The sequence below is a fragment of the Cryobacterium sp. Hh7 genome, assembly GCF_004403155.1.
Lineage (GTDB): Bacteria > Actinomycetota > Actinomycetes > Actinomycetales > Microbacteriaceae > Cryobacterium > Cryobacterium levicorallinum.
Genome location: NZ_SOHG01000012.1, coordinates 193,486 through 211,856, shown reverse-complemented (window position 1 = coordinate 211,856; position 18,371 = coordinate 193,486). Strand labels below are relative to the sequence as shown.

The window sequence follows — 18,371 nt, the reverse complement described above, 5'->3', positions numbered from 1 at the left end:
GCGGCGTTGGCCACCCGGCAACTACTGCCAGGTGGCGTCGAAACCCAGCACGCTGCGGCGCAGCTCACCGGTCGCCACGTTCACAAACAGGGTCGTCGCATCCGTCGCCTGGGCATTCTCCGGGTAGCCGTCGGAGAGTTCGCTGTCTCGATTGGGCACCACCTGCACCGCCAGGTACTGGTCGTTGGGTGAGATCTCGAAGCCGACGATGGTTTCCAAAGCGGATGCCGGCGCGTAGACCGTGCGCGTCTCGCCCCCCGCAACGAGGGACAGGTACTGCCGCACCGCGCCGGTCGCCGGATCAAACTCGGCCACCCGCTGCACGTACCGGTCGGTCTCCGTATCCCCGTCTCCCCCGGCCAGAAACCTGAGCTCGGCCGTGTACCGCGTGGTGCCTGCCACGCTCTGCGGCACAATCGCCGACTCAGTGCCCTGCGAGAGATCGAGCACGTATTGGCCATCGCGGTCGGAGACGGCGATGCGCACCCCGTCGGGGGCAAAGGCGGTGAGGTTGGCAAATTGGCCGAGCGGTACCGGCGGGTCGAGCTCTGGTTCGTTCTCGAGCGGGTTACCGCCGGACTGGTCGATCGGGTTGATCAGCAGCATGGTCGAGTCGTATTGCTGTGCGACGATATCGGCGCGATTCGCCATGAATCCCCAGGTAGTGACGCTGAGTGGGTCGCCGTTCAGATCGGCTACCGGAGTGGACGCGTTGGTGCGCAGGTCGAGGATGAACAGCACATTGTCGTAGCGGGGGCCCGCGGCATCCGCTGCGCTGGTGAATCGAAAGCCGACCAGGGACTGGCCGGGAGCGGCCTGCAAGTCGTGCACGAGGCCAACTCCGGGCAGGTTGAGCACCTCGGCGGTGCCGTCGGCGCCGACCCGGTAGAGCGCGTTGGCCAGGTCGTCGTTGACCGTAACGACGGCCAGCTCCGTGCCCATCGGTACGAACTCCTGAATGTTCGCGGCGGCAAAGGCAACGCTTGTTTCAGTCGAACCGACCGTGGTGCGAAGGATCCGGTCGAGGGCCCGCGCGTCGGCACCGACCGAAGGGGCGGCCCGGCTGAGGTAATACAACGACGGTTCGGAGGTGCTGAACTCCGTACTGAAGGACGACTGGCGGTCAACGGCTGCCCCGGTGACACCCCGCACGGAGACGGCGTAGTCGGTGTTGTAGGCGAGCGGCTGGGGAAAGGAGATCACGACGGAGTTACCGCTCGTCGTCACCTGGAAGTCCGTGGCGGGCGCGATATCCACCTGGTCCGGCGTGACTTCGACGAGCTGACGATTGGTCGCTAGGACCAGGCGCTGGTTCGCGGCGGAAACCACAGCGGTCGTGTCGACGTCGACGGACGTGAGCCGGGGACCACTCATCAGGTTCACGGCGACTAGGGCGAAACAGGCCACGACCAGACCGCCAACGAGCAGCCAGAGTGCGCGACGAAACGGACGCAGTGCTGGCTGCTGCTGCTGGGTAGTCTGCTCAATAGACATAGGGATCATTCGGCTGATCGACGGGAAGAATTTCGACCGGGGTAATCGCGAGCGGGTCGCTCGCCGCTGCGCTCGCGCTCACCTCGAACCGACCGGTGACCTGCACCCAGTCATCGACCTCGTACTCGGCCTGCCAGCCGGGCAGATAGACCGGGACGCCGATTGGCTGGGCGTCGACGGCGCAGCAGGTCACGACGAACCGGGCGACGTAGAACACGTTCTCCGGGTCGCCGGCATCGGGGGTCACAAACCCGGTGACCTGCGCGGTCTTATCGGAGTAAAAGGCTGGGTCGGAGGATTGCGCGAGCAGGGAGACCCATTCCCGTACGCTCAGCTTCTCGAAATCACCCGTGCCGATCAGTGCAGCCGCCTGCTCGGCATCCTCGTCGGTGCCGAGTCCGCCGGAATTTACCTCGCGCTGGGTAGCGGTCGCGCTCGTCAGTGTGGTCGGCGGCACCACGACAATGGCGACACCCATGACGAGCAGCAGCACGACCCCCACACCGGTCAGGGTCGTTTCCACCCGGCCGGTACGTTCCACCGCGAAGTGGCGGCGGCGCGCGAAACCGGCGCTCACCAGCACGAGCCCGACGACCGCCATGGCGATCGTGAAGACGAAGTAGCGCGGGTGGATATACAGCCCGAGCTGACCGCTCAGGCCGAGCCACAGGGTCGCCACGACGACGACGAGGCTGAGCAAAACACCCTGCCAGCGCTCAGCCCAATAGCGAAGCGCCGAACCGTTCCTACGCAACATAGTTCACCAGCAATCCGAGCGCCGCGCTCATCAGCCCCACCACCACTGTGATGTGCAGGAGCGTGCGACTCGTGAAAGTCGTGCGCATAAGGGCGAGCATCTTGACGTCGATCAGGGCACCGAACACGAGGAACGCCACGATACCGCCGGGAAGAAAAGTGCTACCAAAGGACAGTACGAAGAAGGCATCGACGTTGGAACAGACCGCCACGATGAAGGCCAGGGCCATCATGGCCAGCACGGACCAGACCGGGTTGCTGCCGAGGGCCAGCAGCACCGAGCGCGGCACGAACACCTGGGTGAGGGCGGCCACGGCCGATCCGATGAACAGGGCCGGCATGATGACCGAAGTCTCGCGAATGAAGATCTCGGTGGTGCGGCTGAACCGGCTCTCACGGCCGTGCTCATGATCGTGGCCTGCACCGCCGTGGCCGCTGGTCGAACCGACCGCGCAGGCGGCAGCGAACCTCGTCGTCAGCAGGCTTTGGGGGTCTGGGTGCTTGCTGAACAGCCAGCCGACGACGTTAGCGATCAGAAACCCGCCGAGCAGCCGGGCGACCAGGATGTGGCCGTCCCAGCCGAAGGCCTGGTGCGTGGTGATGATGGTGATCGGATTCAAAATGGGCGCGGCGAGCAGAAACGTGATCGATTCGGAGACAGTGAAGCCTCCCACCATGAATCCGCGCGCGAGCGGAACGTTGCCGCACTCGCAGACCGGAAAGAACATGCCGAGGAGAGAAATGGATGCCCGCCGCAAAATCGGATTGCGCGGCAGGTGCCGGGCCAGCACGCCGTGCGGCAGCCAGACCTGCACGACCGCGGACAGCAGAATGCCCAGAAAAACGAAGGGCACCGACTCGATGATGACGCTGATGGCGAGGGTGAGGGTGTCCTGTACCCGGTCGGGCAGCTGCCAGTCGGTGAGCTGCTCGTCGACGAAGGCCGGCGACAGGGCCCGCACGACGAAAACGGCGAGCACCACCAACACCCCCGCGGTGAGGCCGAGAGGCCATCGCCGCAGGAGCGGAAGCCGCCCACCGATTACGTCGTCGCCCAACTCGCTGCTCGCGCCTACTCGCCGTGCGGCGGCTGGCTGGTGGCAGAGGCGGCGGACGCGGCCGGAACCGTTCCGGTCGCGGTCAGAATGGCCTGGCCGGCGGCACCACCAGCGGTTGTGACGCGACGGCTGCGCGCGCGTCCCTGACCGGGCAGTTTCGGTTCTGGCAGGGAATCGAGCACGGAGTCCAACAGCTGGTCGGTGACCTGCTTGCTGGGGCGCCGCGTATTGCGGGTGGACTTCTTAACGGGAATGTCAAGAATTTCGACGGATTCCGACTGCTCGGGCGCGGGTGTCTGCACGGCCGGCGCACCGGCTGCCAGGGTGCTGCGACCGCCGCGGGTGCGGGGTGCTGCTTCCGTGGCGACCGACTCGACTGCCGGCTCGACTGTTGCCGCGGGTGCTGTCTCAGCGGCCGGGGCAGCGGATGCCGCTGGCTCGGTCGGCACGGTGTTCGCCGGTGCAGTGCTGGCCTGAGCAGTGCTGGCCTGAGCGGTGCTGGCCTGCTCCGCCTGGCGGGCGCGGGCCTGTTCGGATCGCGACTGCTGGCCGCGCCCACCCTGGCCGCGCGAGCGCGACTGGCGACCACGCGAACGCTCGGTGCCCGTCGTCGGGTCGGCCGATTCTGTGCTGACTGGCACGGCTGTCGACTGATCCGCTGCTTCCGGTTGGACACCGGCCTGCTCGGTACCGGCCTGCTCGGTACCAGCCTGCGAGACCGCAGGTGCCGCAGCATCCGGTGCGGTCACGATGGCGATGGAACCGGTGCGGGTGATGGTGCGGGCGGCGATCAATGCGAGGGCATGCTTGGCGTCTTCGGTTATGCCGTGCGTGCCCACCCCGCTCTTGGGAGCATCGGACGACGAGTTGGAACCCGCGTGCTGGTCGCGGTTGGAGCCGTCACGCTGGCCCGAGTTGTGCGCGCTGTCACCGTTGCTCGTGCCCCCGTTGCTTCCACTCTTGGTGCGCGGGCGTCGTTCCTGCGGCGGCTGCGCCGTCTGGCGGTGCTTGATGACCGGGTCGTGGTGCACGATGATGCCGCGGCCAGCGCAGGCCTCACAATTCTCGCTGAACGATTCGAGCAGCCCGAGGCCCAGCTTCTTGCGGGTCATCTGCACGAGTCCAAGCGAGGTGACCTCGGCCACCTGGTGCTTGGTGCGATCCCGGCTGAGGCATTCGATCAGGCGACGCGACACGAGGTCGCGGTTGCTTTCGAGCACCATGTCGATGAAGTCGACGACGATGATGCCGCCAATGTCGCGCAGGCGCAGCTGGCGCACAATCTCTTCGGCCGCTTCAAGGTTGTTCTTGGTGACGGTCTCTTCGAGGTTGCCGCCGCTGCCGACGAACTTGCCGGTGTTGACGTCAACGACGGTCATGGCTTCGGTGCGGTCGATCACGAGGGATCCACCGGACGGCAGCCAGACCTTGCGGTCGAGGGCCTTTTCGATCTGCTCCGAGATGCGGTACTCGTCGAAGGCGTCGACCTCGCCCTCGTGGGTTTCCACGCGCTCGAGCAGGTCGGGGGCGACCTGACTGAGGTAATTCTCAATCGTCGAGCGCACGTCGGGGCCGGCCACGACCATCCGCTGGAAATCTTCGTTGAAGACGTCACGCACGATCTTGACCAGCAGGTCGGGCTCGCTGTGCAGCTCGGCGGGCGCCTGCGCCGACTCGACCTGCTCGGCGATGTTCGCCCACTGCAGGCGCAGCCGGTTGACGTCAACGGTGAGCTGCTCGTCGGTGGCGCCCTCGGCGGCGGTGCGCACGATGACGCCGACGTTGTCGGGCAGAACCTCCTTGAGGATCTTCTTCAGGCGGGCCCGCTCGGTGTCGGGAAGCTTACGGCTGATGCCGTTCATCGACCCGTTGGGCACGTAGACCAGGTAGCGGCCGGGTAGCGAAACCTGGCTGGTGAGGCGGGCACCCTTGTGGCCGATCGGGTCTTTGGTGACCTGCACGAGCACCTTGTCGCCGGGCTTGAGCGCGAGCTCGATGCGGCGGGCCTGGTTGCTGGTGCCGGAGTTCTCGGCGGCGGCGTCCCAGTCGACTTCACCGGAGTAGAGCACGGCGTTGCGACCGCGTCCGATGTCGACGAAGGCGGCTTCCATGCTCGGGAGCACGTTCTGCACCCGGCCGAGGTAAACGTTGCCGATGAGCGAGGCGTCCTGGTTCTTGGCGACGTAGTGCTCGACCAGCACGCCGTCCTCGAGCACGCCAATCTGGATCTTGTTGTGCTTGGCGCGCACGACCATGAGGCGGTCGACGGACTCACGACGGGCGAGGAACTCGGCCTCCGTGATCACCGGGCGACGACGTCCAGCATCGCGGCCGTCGCGACGACGCTGCTTCTTCGCTTCGAGCCGGGTCGAGCCCTTGATGCGCTGGGGTTCGGTGATGAGTTCGGGTTCGCGCGGGGCGCGCACCTTGACCACGGTGTTGGCGGGGTCGTCGGTACCCGAACGGTTCTCGTCGCCGGTGCGACGACGGGCCCGACGACGAACCGTCGTGGACTCTTCTTCCTCGTCGTCATCCAGCTCGTGCAGTCCCTGCTGCGATTGCTGCTGCGACGAGCGGATGCCGGTGCGCGCCGGCAACGGCAGAATCTCCGGCGCCTGAAACAACAGGGAATACGACGGGCGAACCGGGGCCGGGGCCTGGCCGTCCTTCTGGTCGTCCGTCGTCTTGGCGCGCTCTGGCGTGGAGTCGGTCATCTGCTGCGCTCCGGTGACGTTGTTGTACTCGGCGATGGTCACCTTGTTAATCGGAGGCTCCGGCGGCATTGCGGGCGCTTCGATGGCGGGCGCTTCGACTGCTGGCGCAACGGTCGGTAGAGTGACCGGCGTCTTCCGGGTTGACTTGCGAGTGCCGAACAGGCTCTTGCGTTTTTTGTTTTCGTTGTCTTCCACCATCACTGGTGCGCTCCTTGACCGCTGTGAATGACCGCGCCATCCACCGGTTACTCTCTCGTGCGAGGTCTCCACCTGCGTGAAATCCCCGCGAATCTTTTACTGCTGCACCCGGCTTTGACCCCCGGTGTAAATTCGGGGACCTGTGCTCTGGCTGCTAAAACTGCGGGTCGTGGGACCCTTCTACTGGGCGACTATTGCCCATTAAGCTCTGTACTCGTTAAGCACTGTGGCGTCTGCTTGAGCGCGGCTCAACGACTACCAACGATTATCGCATGCAATCGCACTAAGCCACGCCGTGCGGGTGGCATAATCACAAGAGTGCCGCAGACAGAGCGTTATCACCGTCCAACCGGGCTGGCCTTTTTCCTGATCATCGCGGGAATCATCGCGTTTGCCGCCGCATTCGCCCTCACGCTGGACAAGATCCACCTGCTGGAGGATCCCACTGCGCAGCTCAGCTGCAGCTTCAGTGTGTTGATCGGCTGCGCGACGAATCTGTCCTCGCCACAGGGCGCCGTTTTCGGTTTTCCGAACCCGCTGATCGGGCTCGCCGCCTGGAGCGTCGTGATCACGATCGGCATGGCTATTCTGGCCGGCGCCCGGTTTGCGCGCTGGTTCTGGGTCGGCTTCAACGTCGGTGTGCTCGGTGCGATGATCTTTGTGATCTGGCTGATCGGGCAGAGCATCTTCGTGCTCGACGTGCTCTGCCCGTGGTGCATGGCCACCTGGGCGGTGACCATTCCGGTCTTTTTAGCCGTGACGCTGTACAACTTCAAGGTCGGCAATCTGCCGGGTGGGGCATCCGTTCGCCGCGCGGCTGCAGGGGCTTATTCGTGGATGTTCGTCATCACGATCGTCTGCTACATCGTGTTCTTCATCGTGGCCCAGGTCAATATGGACGTGCTGAACCGCCTGTAACGATAACCAGAAAAGGCCCCCGTCTCCTCGAGACGGGGGCCTTTTAGATGGCGCCTAGTCGAACCAGAGCGCGAGTTCACGCGCGGCGGATTCGGGCGAATCGGAGCCGTGCACGAGGTTCTGCTGCACCTTGGAACCCCAGTCGCGGCCAAGGTCACCACGGATCGTGCCCGGAGCGGCGGTCGTGGGGTCTGTGGTTCCGGCCAGGGCGCGAAAGCCTTCGATGACCCGATTGCCGGCAACGCGGAACGCGACGATGGGGCCGCTCTCCATGAATTCGACGAGGGGCTCGTAGAAGGGCTTGCCCGCGTGCTCGGCGTAGTGCGCGGCGAGCAGTGAGCGGTCGGGTTCGACGAGCTTCACGTCGACCAGGGAATACCCCTTGGCCTCGATGCGGCGCAAAATTTCGCCGGTCAGGTTGCGGGCAACGCCGTCCGGCTTGACCAAAACGAGGGTTTCTTCAATCCGGGTGTTCATTCAATCTCCTTGTGTTGATCTGGATGCGTGTGATCTATTCGGGAGCCGGTGACCATGCAGTAGGTCCACATGGCGGCAAACAGGGCGCCGACAAAAAACATGGCCGGGGTGACGAACCCGGTGGCGATAATGATCGCCTGCAGCGCCCAGCCGATCGGGTACGACCAGCGGTAGCGGAGCAGTGGGATCAGGGCGACCATGGCCGCACAGAGCAGCACGCCGCCGATGATCACGCCGAGCGGCGCGACCGGGCCAGGCTCGGTCGCCACGGACACCAGCCCCAGGGTGACGACGCCGCCCAGAAAGACGACGATGGTCTCGAAACCGAGCAGAATCGTCGCGAGCGACCGCTTGACCGAGCGCGGACCGCTCACTTCTCCATCCACTCACCGGCGGCGGCGAGGGTGATCGCGTCGCCGACGAGCACGATCGACCCGGTGACGAGCACAGCACGCTTGGGTGCCTCGGCGGCCCATTCACGGGCGCTCTCCAGGGCACCGGCCAGGTCATCGAAGCGGAAGGTGATCTGGTCGCTGGTCCACTCGGCAATGTTGTCGGCGAGGTCGTCCATGCGCACGGCCCGCTCCGAGTGCGGCTCGGTCACGTAGAAGCGGTCGACCCGCGGCGCGAGCGCAGCGATGATTCCCTGCGCGTCTTTCTCGGCCAGAATTCCCACGACCACGGCGATTTCGTCGAAGTCGAAGTACGCTTCGAGGGCTGCGGCGAGGGCTGTGGCACCGTGCGGGTTGTGCGCGGCGTCCACGAGCACGGTCGGTTCGATACCGACAAGCTGCAAGCGGCCGGGAGACGTCGTCGTCGCCAGGCCCTCGGCGAGGAGATCGCTGGCGAGGGCCTGACTGCCGGCGCCGAGAAACGATTCGACGGCGGCAATGGCCACGGTGGCATTCTGCGCCTGGTGGGTGCCGTAGAGCGGCAGGAACAGTTCGCTGTAGGTGCCGGCCAGGCCGCGCACCGAGATGACCTGCCCGCCGACGGCGACGGTGCTCGAGAGCAGTTCGAAGCCCTCATTCTCGAGGGCCAGCGTCGACTCAGTCAGTTGCGCTGCGCGATTAAGTTCGGCCCGCACGTCGGCGCTCTGCGCCGCGGAGACCACGGATGCCGCCGGCTTGATGATTCCGCTCTTGGTGCGGGCAATCTCGGCGACGGTATTGCCCAGGCGCAGCGTGTGATCGAGGGCGATCGGGGTGAAGACGGCGACCTGGCCGTCGGCGACGTTGGTGGAATCCCACTCGCCGCCCATGCCGACCTCGATCACGGCGACATCCACCGGCGCGTCAGCGAAGCAGGCGAACGCCAGCACGGTGAGCGCCTCGAAGAAGGTCAGCGGCGCTTCGCCGGCGGCTTCAAGCTCGCCGTCGACCAGCTTTAGGTAGGGCTGGATGTCGGTCCAGTTCGCGGCGAGGATCTGGTCGCTGATCGGTTCGCCATCGATAACGATGCGCTCGTTCAGCCGGACCAGGTGCGGACTGGTCAGCAGGCCGGTGCGCAGACCGTAGGCACGCACGATGCTCTCGACCATACGACTCGTGCTGGTCTTGCCGTTAGTGCCGGCGATGTGAATGATCGGATACGACGTCTGCGGGTCGCCGAGGAATTCCAGCGCCCGACGTGTCGGTGCGAGACGCGGCTGCGGCTGGGCCTCGCCCACCCGCTGCAGCAGGTCGGCGAAGACGGCGTCGCCGGCTTCACGAAAAGAATCGAGCGGAGCCGGCTGGTTCATCGGCTCCTCATCGTCACCGCGACCGGTGATGTTCTTCCAGCCGGCAGTGTCGTCGTCGGGCGTGCCCTCAGCAGGGGCGTTGGTGTCAGACAAGGATGGCTCCATTCACGCGTGCGACGGCAACAATGACGGCGCCCAAATTGACATAGTGGTCGGCTTCAAAGCGCACGTAGTGTTCGACCGGCGCGCCGACGCGCGCTTCGAGCCATTCGGACGGCAGATCGGCGGAGAATTCGCCCTGCGACGGGCGATGGGTGCTGAACGTCGTGGCGAGGGTTTCGTCCGCGACGTTCACCCCGAGGGCAAGGTCGAAGGAGTCGGCATCCGCTTCATTCTGAAACAGCAGATCGAGACGGATGCGGTCGCTCACCTGAAAACCGGCCGATTTGCGGGTGTCCTGCACGGCACGAATGAGGTCGCGGGCAAAGCCCTCGGCCTCGAGTTCGGGCGTGGTGCTGGTGGCGAGCAGGGCGAACCCGCCGCCGGGCAATAACGCCAGCGCGGTGCTGCCGTCACCCGCCTCGTTGTTCGCTTCGAGGGTCAGTTCGAATTCGCTCGGCTCGAGGGCGATGCCGCCGGCCGTCACGATGCCGTCGGTCTCACTCCAGTCGCCGGCGCGAGCAGCCTTGATCACCTGCTGCACCTGCTTGCCGAGGCGGGGACCGGCAGCGCGGGCGTTGACGACGAGTTTGCTGGTGACGCCGTACGCGGCGGCACTGTCATCTTCGAGCTCGATCAGGGTGACCGTTTTCACGTTGAGTTCGTCGCGGAGGATGCCGACGAACGCAGCGAGAGCGGACGTGTTGCCGGTGACGACGGTGAGGTTGGTCAGCGGCAGGCGCACGCGCAGGCCGGCCTGTTTGCGCAGCGACAGCACGGTGCTGCTGATCAGGCGCACCTGGTCCATCGCGGTGACGAGTTCTTCGTCGGCCGGGAACAGGGCGGCATCGGGCCAGTCTTCGAGGTGCACGCTGCGGCCGCCGGTCAGGCCCTGCCAGATGCGTTCGGTGACGAGCGGCAGCAGCGGAGCCGTGACCCGGCAGACGGTTTCCAGCACGGTGTAGAGCGTGTCGAAGGCTTCGTGCGAGGTGGCACCGGCAGCCGCGCCGCCCCAGAACCGGTCGCGGGACCGGCGTACGTACCAGTTGGTGAGCACGTCGGCGAAGTCCCGCAGGCGGGCGGCGGCGACCGTGCTGTCGAGGGCTTCGAGGTCGCTCGTGACGCCGACGATGAGGTCGCGGGTCTTGGCGAGCAGGTAGCGGTCGAGCACGTCGGTCGAGTCGGTACGCCAGGTGGCGTCGTAGCCGGCGGCACCGGCGGTGTCAGTGGACGCAGACGCGTTGGCGTAGAGGGAGAAGAAGTACCAGGTGCTCCACAGCGGCAGCATGACCTGGCGGGCACCCTCACGAATTCCCTCCTCGGTGACGACGAGGTTGCCGCCGCGCAGCACCGGCGAGCTCATCAGGAACCAGCGCATGGCGTCGGCGCCATCGCGGTCGAAGACCTCGTTGACGTCGGGGTAGTTACGCAGCGACTTGCTCATCTTCTGGCCATCGTTGCCGAGCACGATGCCGTGACTGACCACGTTCTTGAACGCCGGCCGGTCGAACAGGGCGGTGGAGAGCACGTGCAGCAGGTAGAACCAGCCGCGGGTCTGCCCGATGTACTCCACGATGAAGTCGGCCGGGTTGTGCGCTTCAAACCATTCCCGGTTCTCGAACGGGTAGTGCACTTGGGCGAACGGCATGGAGCCCGAGTCGAACCAGACGTCGAGCACGTCCGTGATGCGGCGCATGGTGGACTGGCCGGTGGGGTCGTCGGGGTTCGGTCGGGTGAGTTCGTCGATGTACGGGCGGTGCAGGTCGGTCGGGCGCACCCCGAAATCGGCTTCCAACTCGTCGAGCGAGCCGTAGACATCCGTTCGGGGGTAATCGGGGTTGTCGCTTTTCCAGACCGGAATCGGGGAGCCCCAGTAGCGGTTGCGGCTGATCGACCAGTCGCGGGCGTTGCCGATCCACTTGCCGAACTGGCCGTCTTTGACGTTCTCCGGAACCCAGTTCACCTCCTGGTTGAGCTCGACCATGCGCGGGCGAAAGTCGGTGACGCGCACGAACCAGCTTGACACGGCCTTATAGATGAGCGGGTTGCGGCAGCGCCAGCAGTGCGGGTAAGAGTGCTCGTAGCTGGCCTGGCGCAACAGCCGGCCGTTGGCCTTGAGCAGCGCGGTGAGCGGCTTGTTGGCGTCGCTCCAGAGCTGGCCGGCCACCTCGGAAATGTCGCTGAGAAACTTTCCCCCGTCGTCGAGGGAGAGGATGACGGGGATTCCGGCGGCCTCGCAGACCTTCTGGTCCTCCTCGCCGTAGGCGGGAGCCTGATGCACGATGCCGGTACCGTCGCTCGTGGTGACGTAGTCGGCGACGACGAAACGCCAGGCCTGCTCGGTGCCCCAGACTGCGGTGTCGGCGTAGTAGTCGAACAGGCGGTCGTAGCCGACACCGGCGAGCTCGGTCCCGGTAACAGTGCGCGAAACGGATGCGACGGCGTCCGCCGCCGACTCATAGCCCAGGTCCTTGGCGTAGTTGCCGACCAGGTCGATGGCGATCAGGTATTCGGCTCCGAGCACCTCTGCCGTGGCATCGGCGGCCTCCCGCAGCACCTCGGCGTCCGGCGTGCCGTTCGGGCCGGCCGGAACGACGGCATAGGTGATGTCGGGGCCGACGGCGAGGGCCATGTTGGACGGCAGGGTCCACGGGGTGGTAGTCCAGGCCAGGGCACGCACCGCGGTCAGGCCGAGGGCTTCGGCCTTCGTGCCGATCAGCGGGAAGGTGACCGTGACGGTCTGGTCCTGGCGCATCTTGTAGACGTCGTCGTCCATACGCAGCTCGTGGTTGGAGAGCGGGGTCTGGTCTCGCCAGCAATAGGGCAGCACCCGGTAACCCTCGTAGGCGAGGCCCTTGGTGTGCAGCTGCTTGAAGGCCCAGATCACCGACTCCATGAAGGTGATGTCGAGGGTCTTGTAGTCGTTCTCGAAGTCGACCCAGCGGGCCTGCCGGGTGACGTACTCTTCCCAGTCCTTGGTGTATTCGAGCACCGACTCGCGGGCGACGGCGTTGAAGGCAGCGAGGCCCATCTCTTCGATCTGGCTCTTGTCGGTAATGCCGAGCTTGCGTTCAGCCTCGAGCTCAGCCGGCAGGCCGTGGGTGTCCCAGCCGAAGCGGCGGTGCACCTGCTTGCCGCGCATGGTCTGAAACCGGGGGAACAGGTCTTTGGCGTATCCGGTGAGCAGGTGCCCGTAGTGCGGCAGGCCGTTGGCGAACGGCGGGCCGTCGTAAAAGGTCCACTCTTCGGCGCCGGCGCGTGCGTCGATCGAGGCCTGGAAGGTGTCGTCGTTCTTCCAGAATTCCAGCACCTCGCTCTCGAGCACGGGAAAGTTCGGTGACGGAACGATGGCCTCGGCGGGTGTGCCGTGGGGGGTCGTGTTGCGGCTCTTGGGGTACAAAATGCTTCTCCTACCGGGACGGGTCACTGGGGCCCTGCTCCACGAGGACGAACGATTCTGTAGAAATCGCCGCGGTACCACCTCGCTTGCCGCCCAAAACTGCCGGGCGACCGCTTGTTCACAGGCTGTAACGGGCCCGACTCGTTCGGTTCTACTGAGCTGTCCACCCGAAGGTGGGCATCCGTTCTTCCGAAGACTTCCCGGTGATGGCCGGGTCACTGTCATCCACTTTCGATTGTACTGGAGTGGGACGGCGTTAGTGTTATAGGTCGGCCCATTCGCACGATGGGTCGGTTCAGTTGAGACCAACTCGGCAATGGATGAAAGAGTTTGTGAATGTCTGCTCCCCACCGCGTTTCCACGCGCACCGCTCGGTCATTCGGAGGGCTCGTCGGCCTGGTCACCGTCGGCCTGCTGGCCGCCGGCTGCACGCCGACCACCTCGAACGAACCCGTCGGCGAGCCGCAAAGCGGCGGCACCCTCACCTACGCCTCGGGTGATGCCGAACCGAGCTGCCTCGACCCGCACGTCGGGGGCAATTTTCCGCAGGGAATGATCAGCGCGCAGTACCTGGAGTCGCTGGTTTCGCGTGATTCCGCCGGCCAGATCATTCCGTGGCTGGCCGAGACCTGGACGCCGAGCGCCGATGGCCTGACCTGGGACTTCACTCTGCGCGATGACGTCACCTTCACCGACGGCACGGTCTTCGACGCCGCAGCAGTGCAGGCGAATGTCGCCCACCTGCAGGATCCCGAAACGCTCTCCTCGACTGGTTACCTCGCCCTCGGCAAGGTCGCCAGTACTGAGGTTGTCTCCCCCACCGTGGTGCGTTTTATTCTGACGGAACCCGACAGCGCTCTGCTCGAGTCGCTGTCGCAGGTCTGGCTCGCGATGGAATCCCCCACCGCGCTCGAGCGCAGCCAGGACGAGAACTGTGCCACCCCGGTGGGCACCGGCCCGTTCCGGGTCGACAGCTGGGTCAAGCAGAACGCGATCACCCTCGTGCGCAATGATGACTATGTTTCCCCGCCGGCGGATGCCGACCACAGCGGTCCCGCCTACCTCGACAAGGTGATCTGGCGCTTCATTCCCGACTCGGCCTCCCGCTACGCCGCGCTGCAGTCCGGCGAAGTCGACGTGATCGACAACGCTCAGCCCGACACCATCGTGCAGGCCGAGCAGAGCGACTCGATCGAGCAACTCGACTCGCCGCGCCCCGGCGCCTCCAACCGCATCGAACTGAACTCGGGTCAGGCACCGTTCAACGATGTGCGCGTTCGTGAGGCGTTCATCCGCTCGGCCAACGTCGACGACGCGGTGTCGAGCCTGTTCCAGGGCACCGCCACTCGGTCGTACTCGGCGCTGTCGAGCGTCGAGGCCATGGGCGTGTCGAACGAAGCCCTGTTCAACTACGACCCGTCGGCCGCCGCGGAGCTGCTCGATGCGGCAGGCTGGCGCGAGACGGATGCCGACGGCTACCGGGTCAAAGACGGCGTGCGACTCTCGGTGGAATTTCCGGTGAGCACCAACCAGTCCATTCCGGCCGAGCAGAGCGTGTTCGAACAGATCCAGGCCACGGCCAAGGAGACCGGTTTCGAAGTGAAGCTCGCCCCGATGGATCTCTCCAGCTGGTATGCCGCGCTCGCCACCAACGACTACGACGCCGTGAGCGCACCGTATACCAAGGTCGGCCCCGACGTGCTGCGCATCCTGTATCACTCCGATAGCATCGTGCCGGCCCCGAGCGGGTACTTCGCCAACCTCGCCCAGGTCAACGATCCCGAGATCGACGAACTGCTCACGACGGCGGCCCGAACCGCGGATGAAACAGAGCGCACGTCGCTCTACGCCGAAGCGCAGGACCGCATTCTGGCGGGCTTCTACATTCTGCCGCTCTACGACCAGCAGAACCACTACCTGCTGCGCAGCGACGTCGTTGGCCTGCGCACGCTGCCGACCGTGGCCGTTCCCACGCTGTACGACGCGTGGCTGAACCGGTAGCGCCGACCGATCGCTCCGGGCTGCGGGCGCTCGGCCGACTCGGCGTGCGTCTGGCCGGAGCGATCTTCGTGCTGTGGGCCGTGGCATCCGTCACTTTTTTTTCGGTGCGGTTGATTCCCGGCGACCCGGCTCAGGCTGTGCTCGGTGGCCCGGGGTCGCAGGCCTCCCCCGAGGCACTCGCTGCGGTCACCGCGGAGTACGGCTTCGACCAGCCCGTTTTCACGCAGTACCTGGTTCAGCTGGGACGCCTAGCAACCGGTGACCTCGGGCGTTCCTACGCCCTTAATATGGAGGTCGGCCCGCTCGTTCTGGCCCAGCTCGGCGGCACCCTGCTGCTCGCCGTGCTCGCCCTCGGCCTGGCATGGGTGATTGCTCTGGCCCTGGCCACCTGGTCGACGCGCGGTGGTCGGGTCGCTGCCCGGGTGGGGTCGAGCCTCGAAATCGTCGCGGCGGCGCTGCCGCATTTCTGGCTCGCGACCTCACTGATCGTCGTGTTCAGTATCTGGCTCGGCGCACTGCCCCCGATCAGTACTGGCGGGGTGGCCGGACTGGTCTTACCGGTGCTCACCCTGGCCATTCCGCTGGCCGGTTTTCTCGGGCAGATCATGCGTGAGTCCCTCATGATCGCTCTGGAGAGCCCGTTCGTGCTCTCGGCGCGGGCGCGTGGCGAGGGTGAGCGCGGGGTCCGCTGGATCCACGCACTGCGTCATGCCTCCCTGCCGGCGATCAGCCTCTCCGGCTGGGCCTTCGGCTCACTGATCAGTGGCGCGGTCGTCGTCGAGACTATTTTCGCCCGGCCAGGACTGGGCCGCACCCTGCTGAACGCGGTCACCCTGCGCGACGTTCCGGTGGTGATCGGCGTCGTCATGATCGTCGCCGTCGCCTATATCCTGATGACTTTGCTGACGGATGCCGTCAGTCGCCTGGTCGATCCCCGGCTGCGACTCTCGTGAGCGATCTCGAGGTGCAGGCCGAGCTCGCCGTGCGTTCCAACCAGTCCGTTCGGCCAGCACGTCTGGGAGTGGCCGAGGGCGTGGCCGGCTTGCTCGCCCTCCTGTTGTTGATCGCGGCAGTGGCGCCGCAGTTTCTAGCCCCTGGCGATCCACTCGCCATCGACCCGCTGGCGGCGTTTTCGCCACCGAGCTTCGCGCACGGTTTCGGCACCGACGAATCCGGCCGCGACATCTACACCCGGGTCGTGCACGGCACCCAGTACTCGCTCGTGATCGGTATCGCCGCGACCGCGATCGGTCTGGGGCTCGGCGTGGTGCTCGGCACCCTGGCCGGAATGCTCGGACCCATCGTCGATTTCACCGTGAACCGGTTACTCGAGGTATTGTTCGCGTTTCCAGGTCTGCTGCTGGCCCTGCTGTTCATCCTGGTGTTCGGCCCCGGCGTGGCGACGGCGACCATAGCGGTCGGGCTGTCCACCGCCCCGGGCTACGCCCGCATTATTCGCGCGCAGCTCATCGCCGTGCGCGGGGCCGCCTTCGTCGAGGCCGCGACCGTGCTCGGCCGCACCCGCTGGCAGATATTGGTGCGTCATATTCTGCCGAATACGCTCGCGCCGCTGTTCGTGCTCGCCACCCTCGGAGTCGGCCAGGCGATCGTCTGGGCCGCAACACTGAGCTATCTCGGCCTCGGTGCCGAACCGCCGACCGCAGAGTGGGGCGCGATGCTCTCGGCCGGACGTACGTACATCACCTCGGCCTGGTGGATGAGTTTCTTTCCCGGTCTGTTCATCGTGCTCACCGCCGTGACCGCCACCGTGCTCGGCCGCAGCATCGACCGCCGAATGCGGCACGCATGAGCGCCACCGCGGCGCTGACCGTGCACAACCTGCGTGTGGGCTTCGGCGCGAACGAGCCGGTCGTGAACGGAGTGTCGTTCGAGATAGCACCGGGCGAGTGCCTCGCCATCGTCGGCGAATCCGGCTCGGGCAAGAGCGTGACCGCGCGCAGCCTGCTCGGACTCGCCGGCGGCAACGCCCGGGTGCAGGCCGACCGGCTCGACCTCGGCGGGCGCAGCGTGCTGGGGCTGACCGACCGGGCCTGGCAGTCTCGGCGCGGCAAGGACGTCGGCCTGGTGCTGCAGGATGCCCTGGTCTCGCTCGACCCACTCCGGCCGATCGGCCGGGAGATCGCCGACTCGCTGCGCCTGCACACGACCCTCGGCGCCGCGGCTCGTGCCCGCCGGGTGGTCGAACTGCTCGATGCCGTCGGACTGCCCGACCCGGCTCAACAGGGACACAAACTGTCCGGGCAGCTTTCCGGCGGTGAACGCCAACGCGCCCTGATCGCGGCGGCGATCGCGCTGGGCCCGCCGCTGCTCATCGCCGACGAACCGACGACGGCGCTCGACGTGACCGTGCAGGCGCAGATTCTGGCGCTGCTCGAGCAGATCAAACTGAGCGGCACCGCCCTGCTCCTGATCAGCCACGACCTCGCGGTGGTGAGCCGCATCGCCGATCGGGTTGCGGTGATGCACGACGGCCGGCTCATTGAATCCGGCCCGACCGAACAGGTTTTGGGTTCCCCACAGCACGAGCAGACCCGCCGCATGGTCGCCGCGGTTCCGGCGGACAAGCCGCGCGGAAGCCGGCTGAGCCCGCTGGATTCCCCCGCCGCCCACACTGTTCCCCGCTCCCCGGCCCCGAACGCCACGGAGCAGGGCGAAATCGTGCTCGAGGCCATCGGCCTGACCAGGAGTTTTCGGCGTCCCGACGGCAGCCGGCAGCTCGCCGTCGACGACGTCTCGTTCGCACTGCATCGGGGCAGCACCCTCGGCATCGTCGGTGAATCCGGCTCCGGAAAAACCACGACGGCTCGCCTGATGCTCGCACTGCTGAAACCGGAACAGGGCGAAGTAGCGCTGTTTGGCCGGCCGTGGAGTTCGATCGCCGAGAAGGACCGGCGGGGACAACGACCCGGCATTGGGGCGATCTATCAGGATGCCCTCGGCTCGTTCGATCCGCGCCGCAGCGTCGCCGAGATTCTCGCGGATGCCCTCGGTCCCACGCTCACCGACTCACGGGGTTCGCGGCGGTCTCCGCAGAACCTTGCCCGGCTCACGACTCTGCTGGATGAGGTCGAACTGGCCCGAACAGTACTGCCGCGGCGCCCGCTCGAACTTTCCGGCGGACAGCGCCAGCGTGTCGGCATCGCCAGGGCACTGGCCGGGCGTCCCGAAATCCTCATTTGCGACGAGCCCGTGTCCTCCCTCGACGTGAGCGTTCAGGCGCAAGTGCTCGATCTCCTCGACGACGTGCAGCGGGAACGCGGACTCAGCCTGATCTTCATATCGCACGACCTCGGGGTCGTGCAGCACATCAGCGACGAGGTCGCGGTGATGCGCAGCGGGCGCATCGTGGAGAGTGGTCCGGCGGCGCGCGTATTCGCCGCGCCGCAGCATCCGTATTCGGTGCAATTGCTCTCAGCTGTGCCCCGACTACTCGGTTAAACACCTGCCGACGCGCCCTACCGCTCTGCCCGTTCGGGGAAAAAGAGCCGATCGGG

The 18,371-nt window shown here is 66.1% G+C and carries 13 protein-coding genes; 5 read left to right on the top strand and 8 right to left on the bottom strand.

Annotated features, from left to right (window positions below):
* Positions 1–21 precede the first annotated feature (21 nt).
* The 4 genes from E3T43_RS02390 to E3T43_RS02375 are packed head-to-tail and all read right to left on the bottom strand — an operon-like array spanning position 22 to position 6,220.
* Entirely contained in the window at positions 22–1,494 is a 1,473-nt protein-coding gene (locus tag E3T43_RS02390) for a hypothetical protein (RefSeq protein WP_134471185.1), read from the bottom strand.
* Positions 1,484–2,251, bottom strand: a complete 768-nt coding sequence (locus E3T43_RS02385) for a TIGR03943 family protein (RefSeq protein ID WP_134441216.1) — start codon at positions 2,249–2,251, stop codon at positions 1,484–1,486. Before E3T43_RS02385 ends, E3T43_RS02390 begins: the two co-directional genes overlap by 11 nt.
* A complete protein-coding gene (locus E3T43_RS02380; RefSeq protein WP_092450794.1) occupies positions 2,241–3,308 on the bottom strand; it encodes a permease in 1,068 nt (355 codons plus the stop codon). Before E3T43_RS02380 ends, E3T43_RS02385 begins: the two co-directional genes overlap by 11 nt.
* A gap of 14 nt (positions 3,309–3,322) precedes the next feature.
* Positions 3,323–6,220 (bottom strand): Rne/Rng family ribonuclease, encoded by a 2,898-nt coding sequence (locus E3T43_RS02375; protein WP_241978784.1) that lies wholly within the window; start codon positions 6,218–6,220, stop codon positions 3,323–3,325.
* A gap of 318 nt (positions 6,221–6,538) precedes the next feature.
* Between E3T43_RS02375 and E3T43_RS02370 the strand changes: the two genes are divergently transcribed.
* Complete coding sequence (locus tag E3T43_RS02370) at positions 6,539–7,138, top strand: vitamin K epoxide reductase family protein (RefSeq protein WP_241978767.1); 600 nt, start codon at positions 6,539–6,541, stop codon at positions 7,136–7,138.
* A 54-nt stretch (positions 7,139–7,192) separates the two neighbouring features.
* Here the strand turns inward: E3T43_RS02370 and ndk are convergent, their stop codons facing one another.
* The 4 genes from ndk to ileS all read right to left on the bottom strand — a co-directional run bounded on the left by ndk (position 7,193) and on the right by ileS (position 12,858).
* Positions 7,193–7,615 (bottom strand): nucleoside-diphosphate kinase, encoded by a 423-nt coding sequence (gene ndk / locus E3T43_RS02365; protein WP_134471183.1) that lies wholly within the window; start codon positions 7,613–7,615, stop codon positions 7,193–7,195.
* Positions 7,612–7,989, bottom strand: coding sequence for a DUF4233 domain-containing protein (locus E3T43_RS02360; RefSeq protein ID WP_158251688.1), 378 nt, complete (start codon positions 7,987–7,989; stop codon positions 7,612–7,614). The genes ndk and E3T43_RS02360 overlap by 4 nt, the downstream gene beginning before the upstream one ends.
* Complete coding sequence (locus tag E3T43_RS02355) at positions 7,986–9,356, bottom strand: folylpolyglutamate synthase/dihydrofolate synthase family protein (protein WP_134471288.1); 1,371 nt, start codon at positions 9,354–9,356, stop codon at positions 7,986–7,988. Before E3T43_RS02355 ends, E3T43_RS02360 begins: the two co-directional genes overlap by 4 nt.
* 85 nt (positions 9,357–9,441) lie before the next feature.
* Complete coding sequence (gene ileS / locus E3T43_RS02350) at positions 9,442–12,858, bottom strand: isoleucine--tRNA ligase (protein ID WP_241978783.1); 3,417 nt, start codon at positions 12,856–12,858, stop codon at positions 9,442–9,444.
* Between the two features lie 333 nt (positions 12,859–13,191).
* Between ileS and E3T43_RS02345 the strand changes: the two genes are divergently transcribed.
* From E3T43_RS02345 to E3T43_RS02330, 4 genes are read left to right on the top strand one after another with little or no spacing between them, the layout of a single operon-like run.
* Positions 13,192–14,856, top strand: coding sequence for an ABC transporter substrate-binding protein (locus E3T43_RS02345; protein WP_134471181.1), 1,665 nt, complete (start codon positions 13,192–13,194; stop codon positions 14,854–14,856).
* Positions 14,841–15,809, top strand: coding sequence for an ABC transporter permease (locus tag E3T43_RS02340; RefSeq protein WP_198414286.1), 969 nt, complete (start codon positions 14,841–14,843; stop codon positions 15,807–15,809). Before E3T43_RS02345 ends, E3T43_RS02340 begins: the two co-directional genes overlap by 16 nt.
* A complete protein-coding gene (locus E3T43_RS02335; RefSeq protein WP_134471180.1) occupies positions 15,806–16,666 on the top strand; it encodes an ABC transporter permease in 861 nt (286 codons plus the stop codon). Before E3T43_RS02340 ends, E3T43_RS02335 begins: the two co-directional genes overlap by 4 nt.
* Positions 16,663–18,315 carry an ABC transporter ATP-binding protein gene (locus tag E3T43_RS02330; RefSeq protein WP_134471179.1) on the top strand — a complete coding sequence of 551 codons (1,653 nt, stop codon included), beginning with the start codon at positions 16,663–16,665 and terminating at the stop codon, positions 18,313–18,315. The genes E3T43_RS02335 and E3T43_RS02330 overlap by 4 nt, the downstream gene beginning before the upstream one ends.
* The last annotated feature ends 56 nt before the right edge of the window (positions 18,316–18,371 follow it).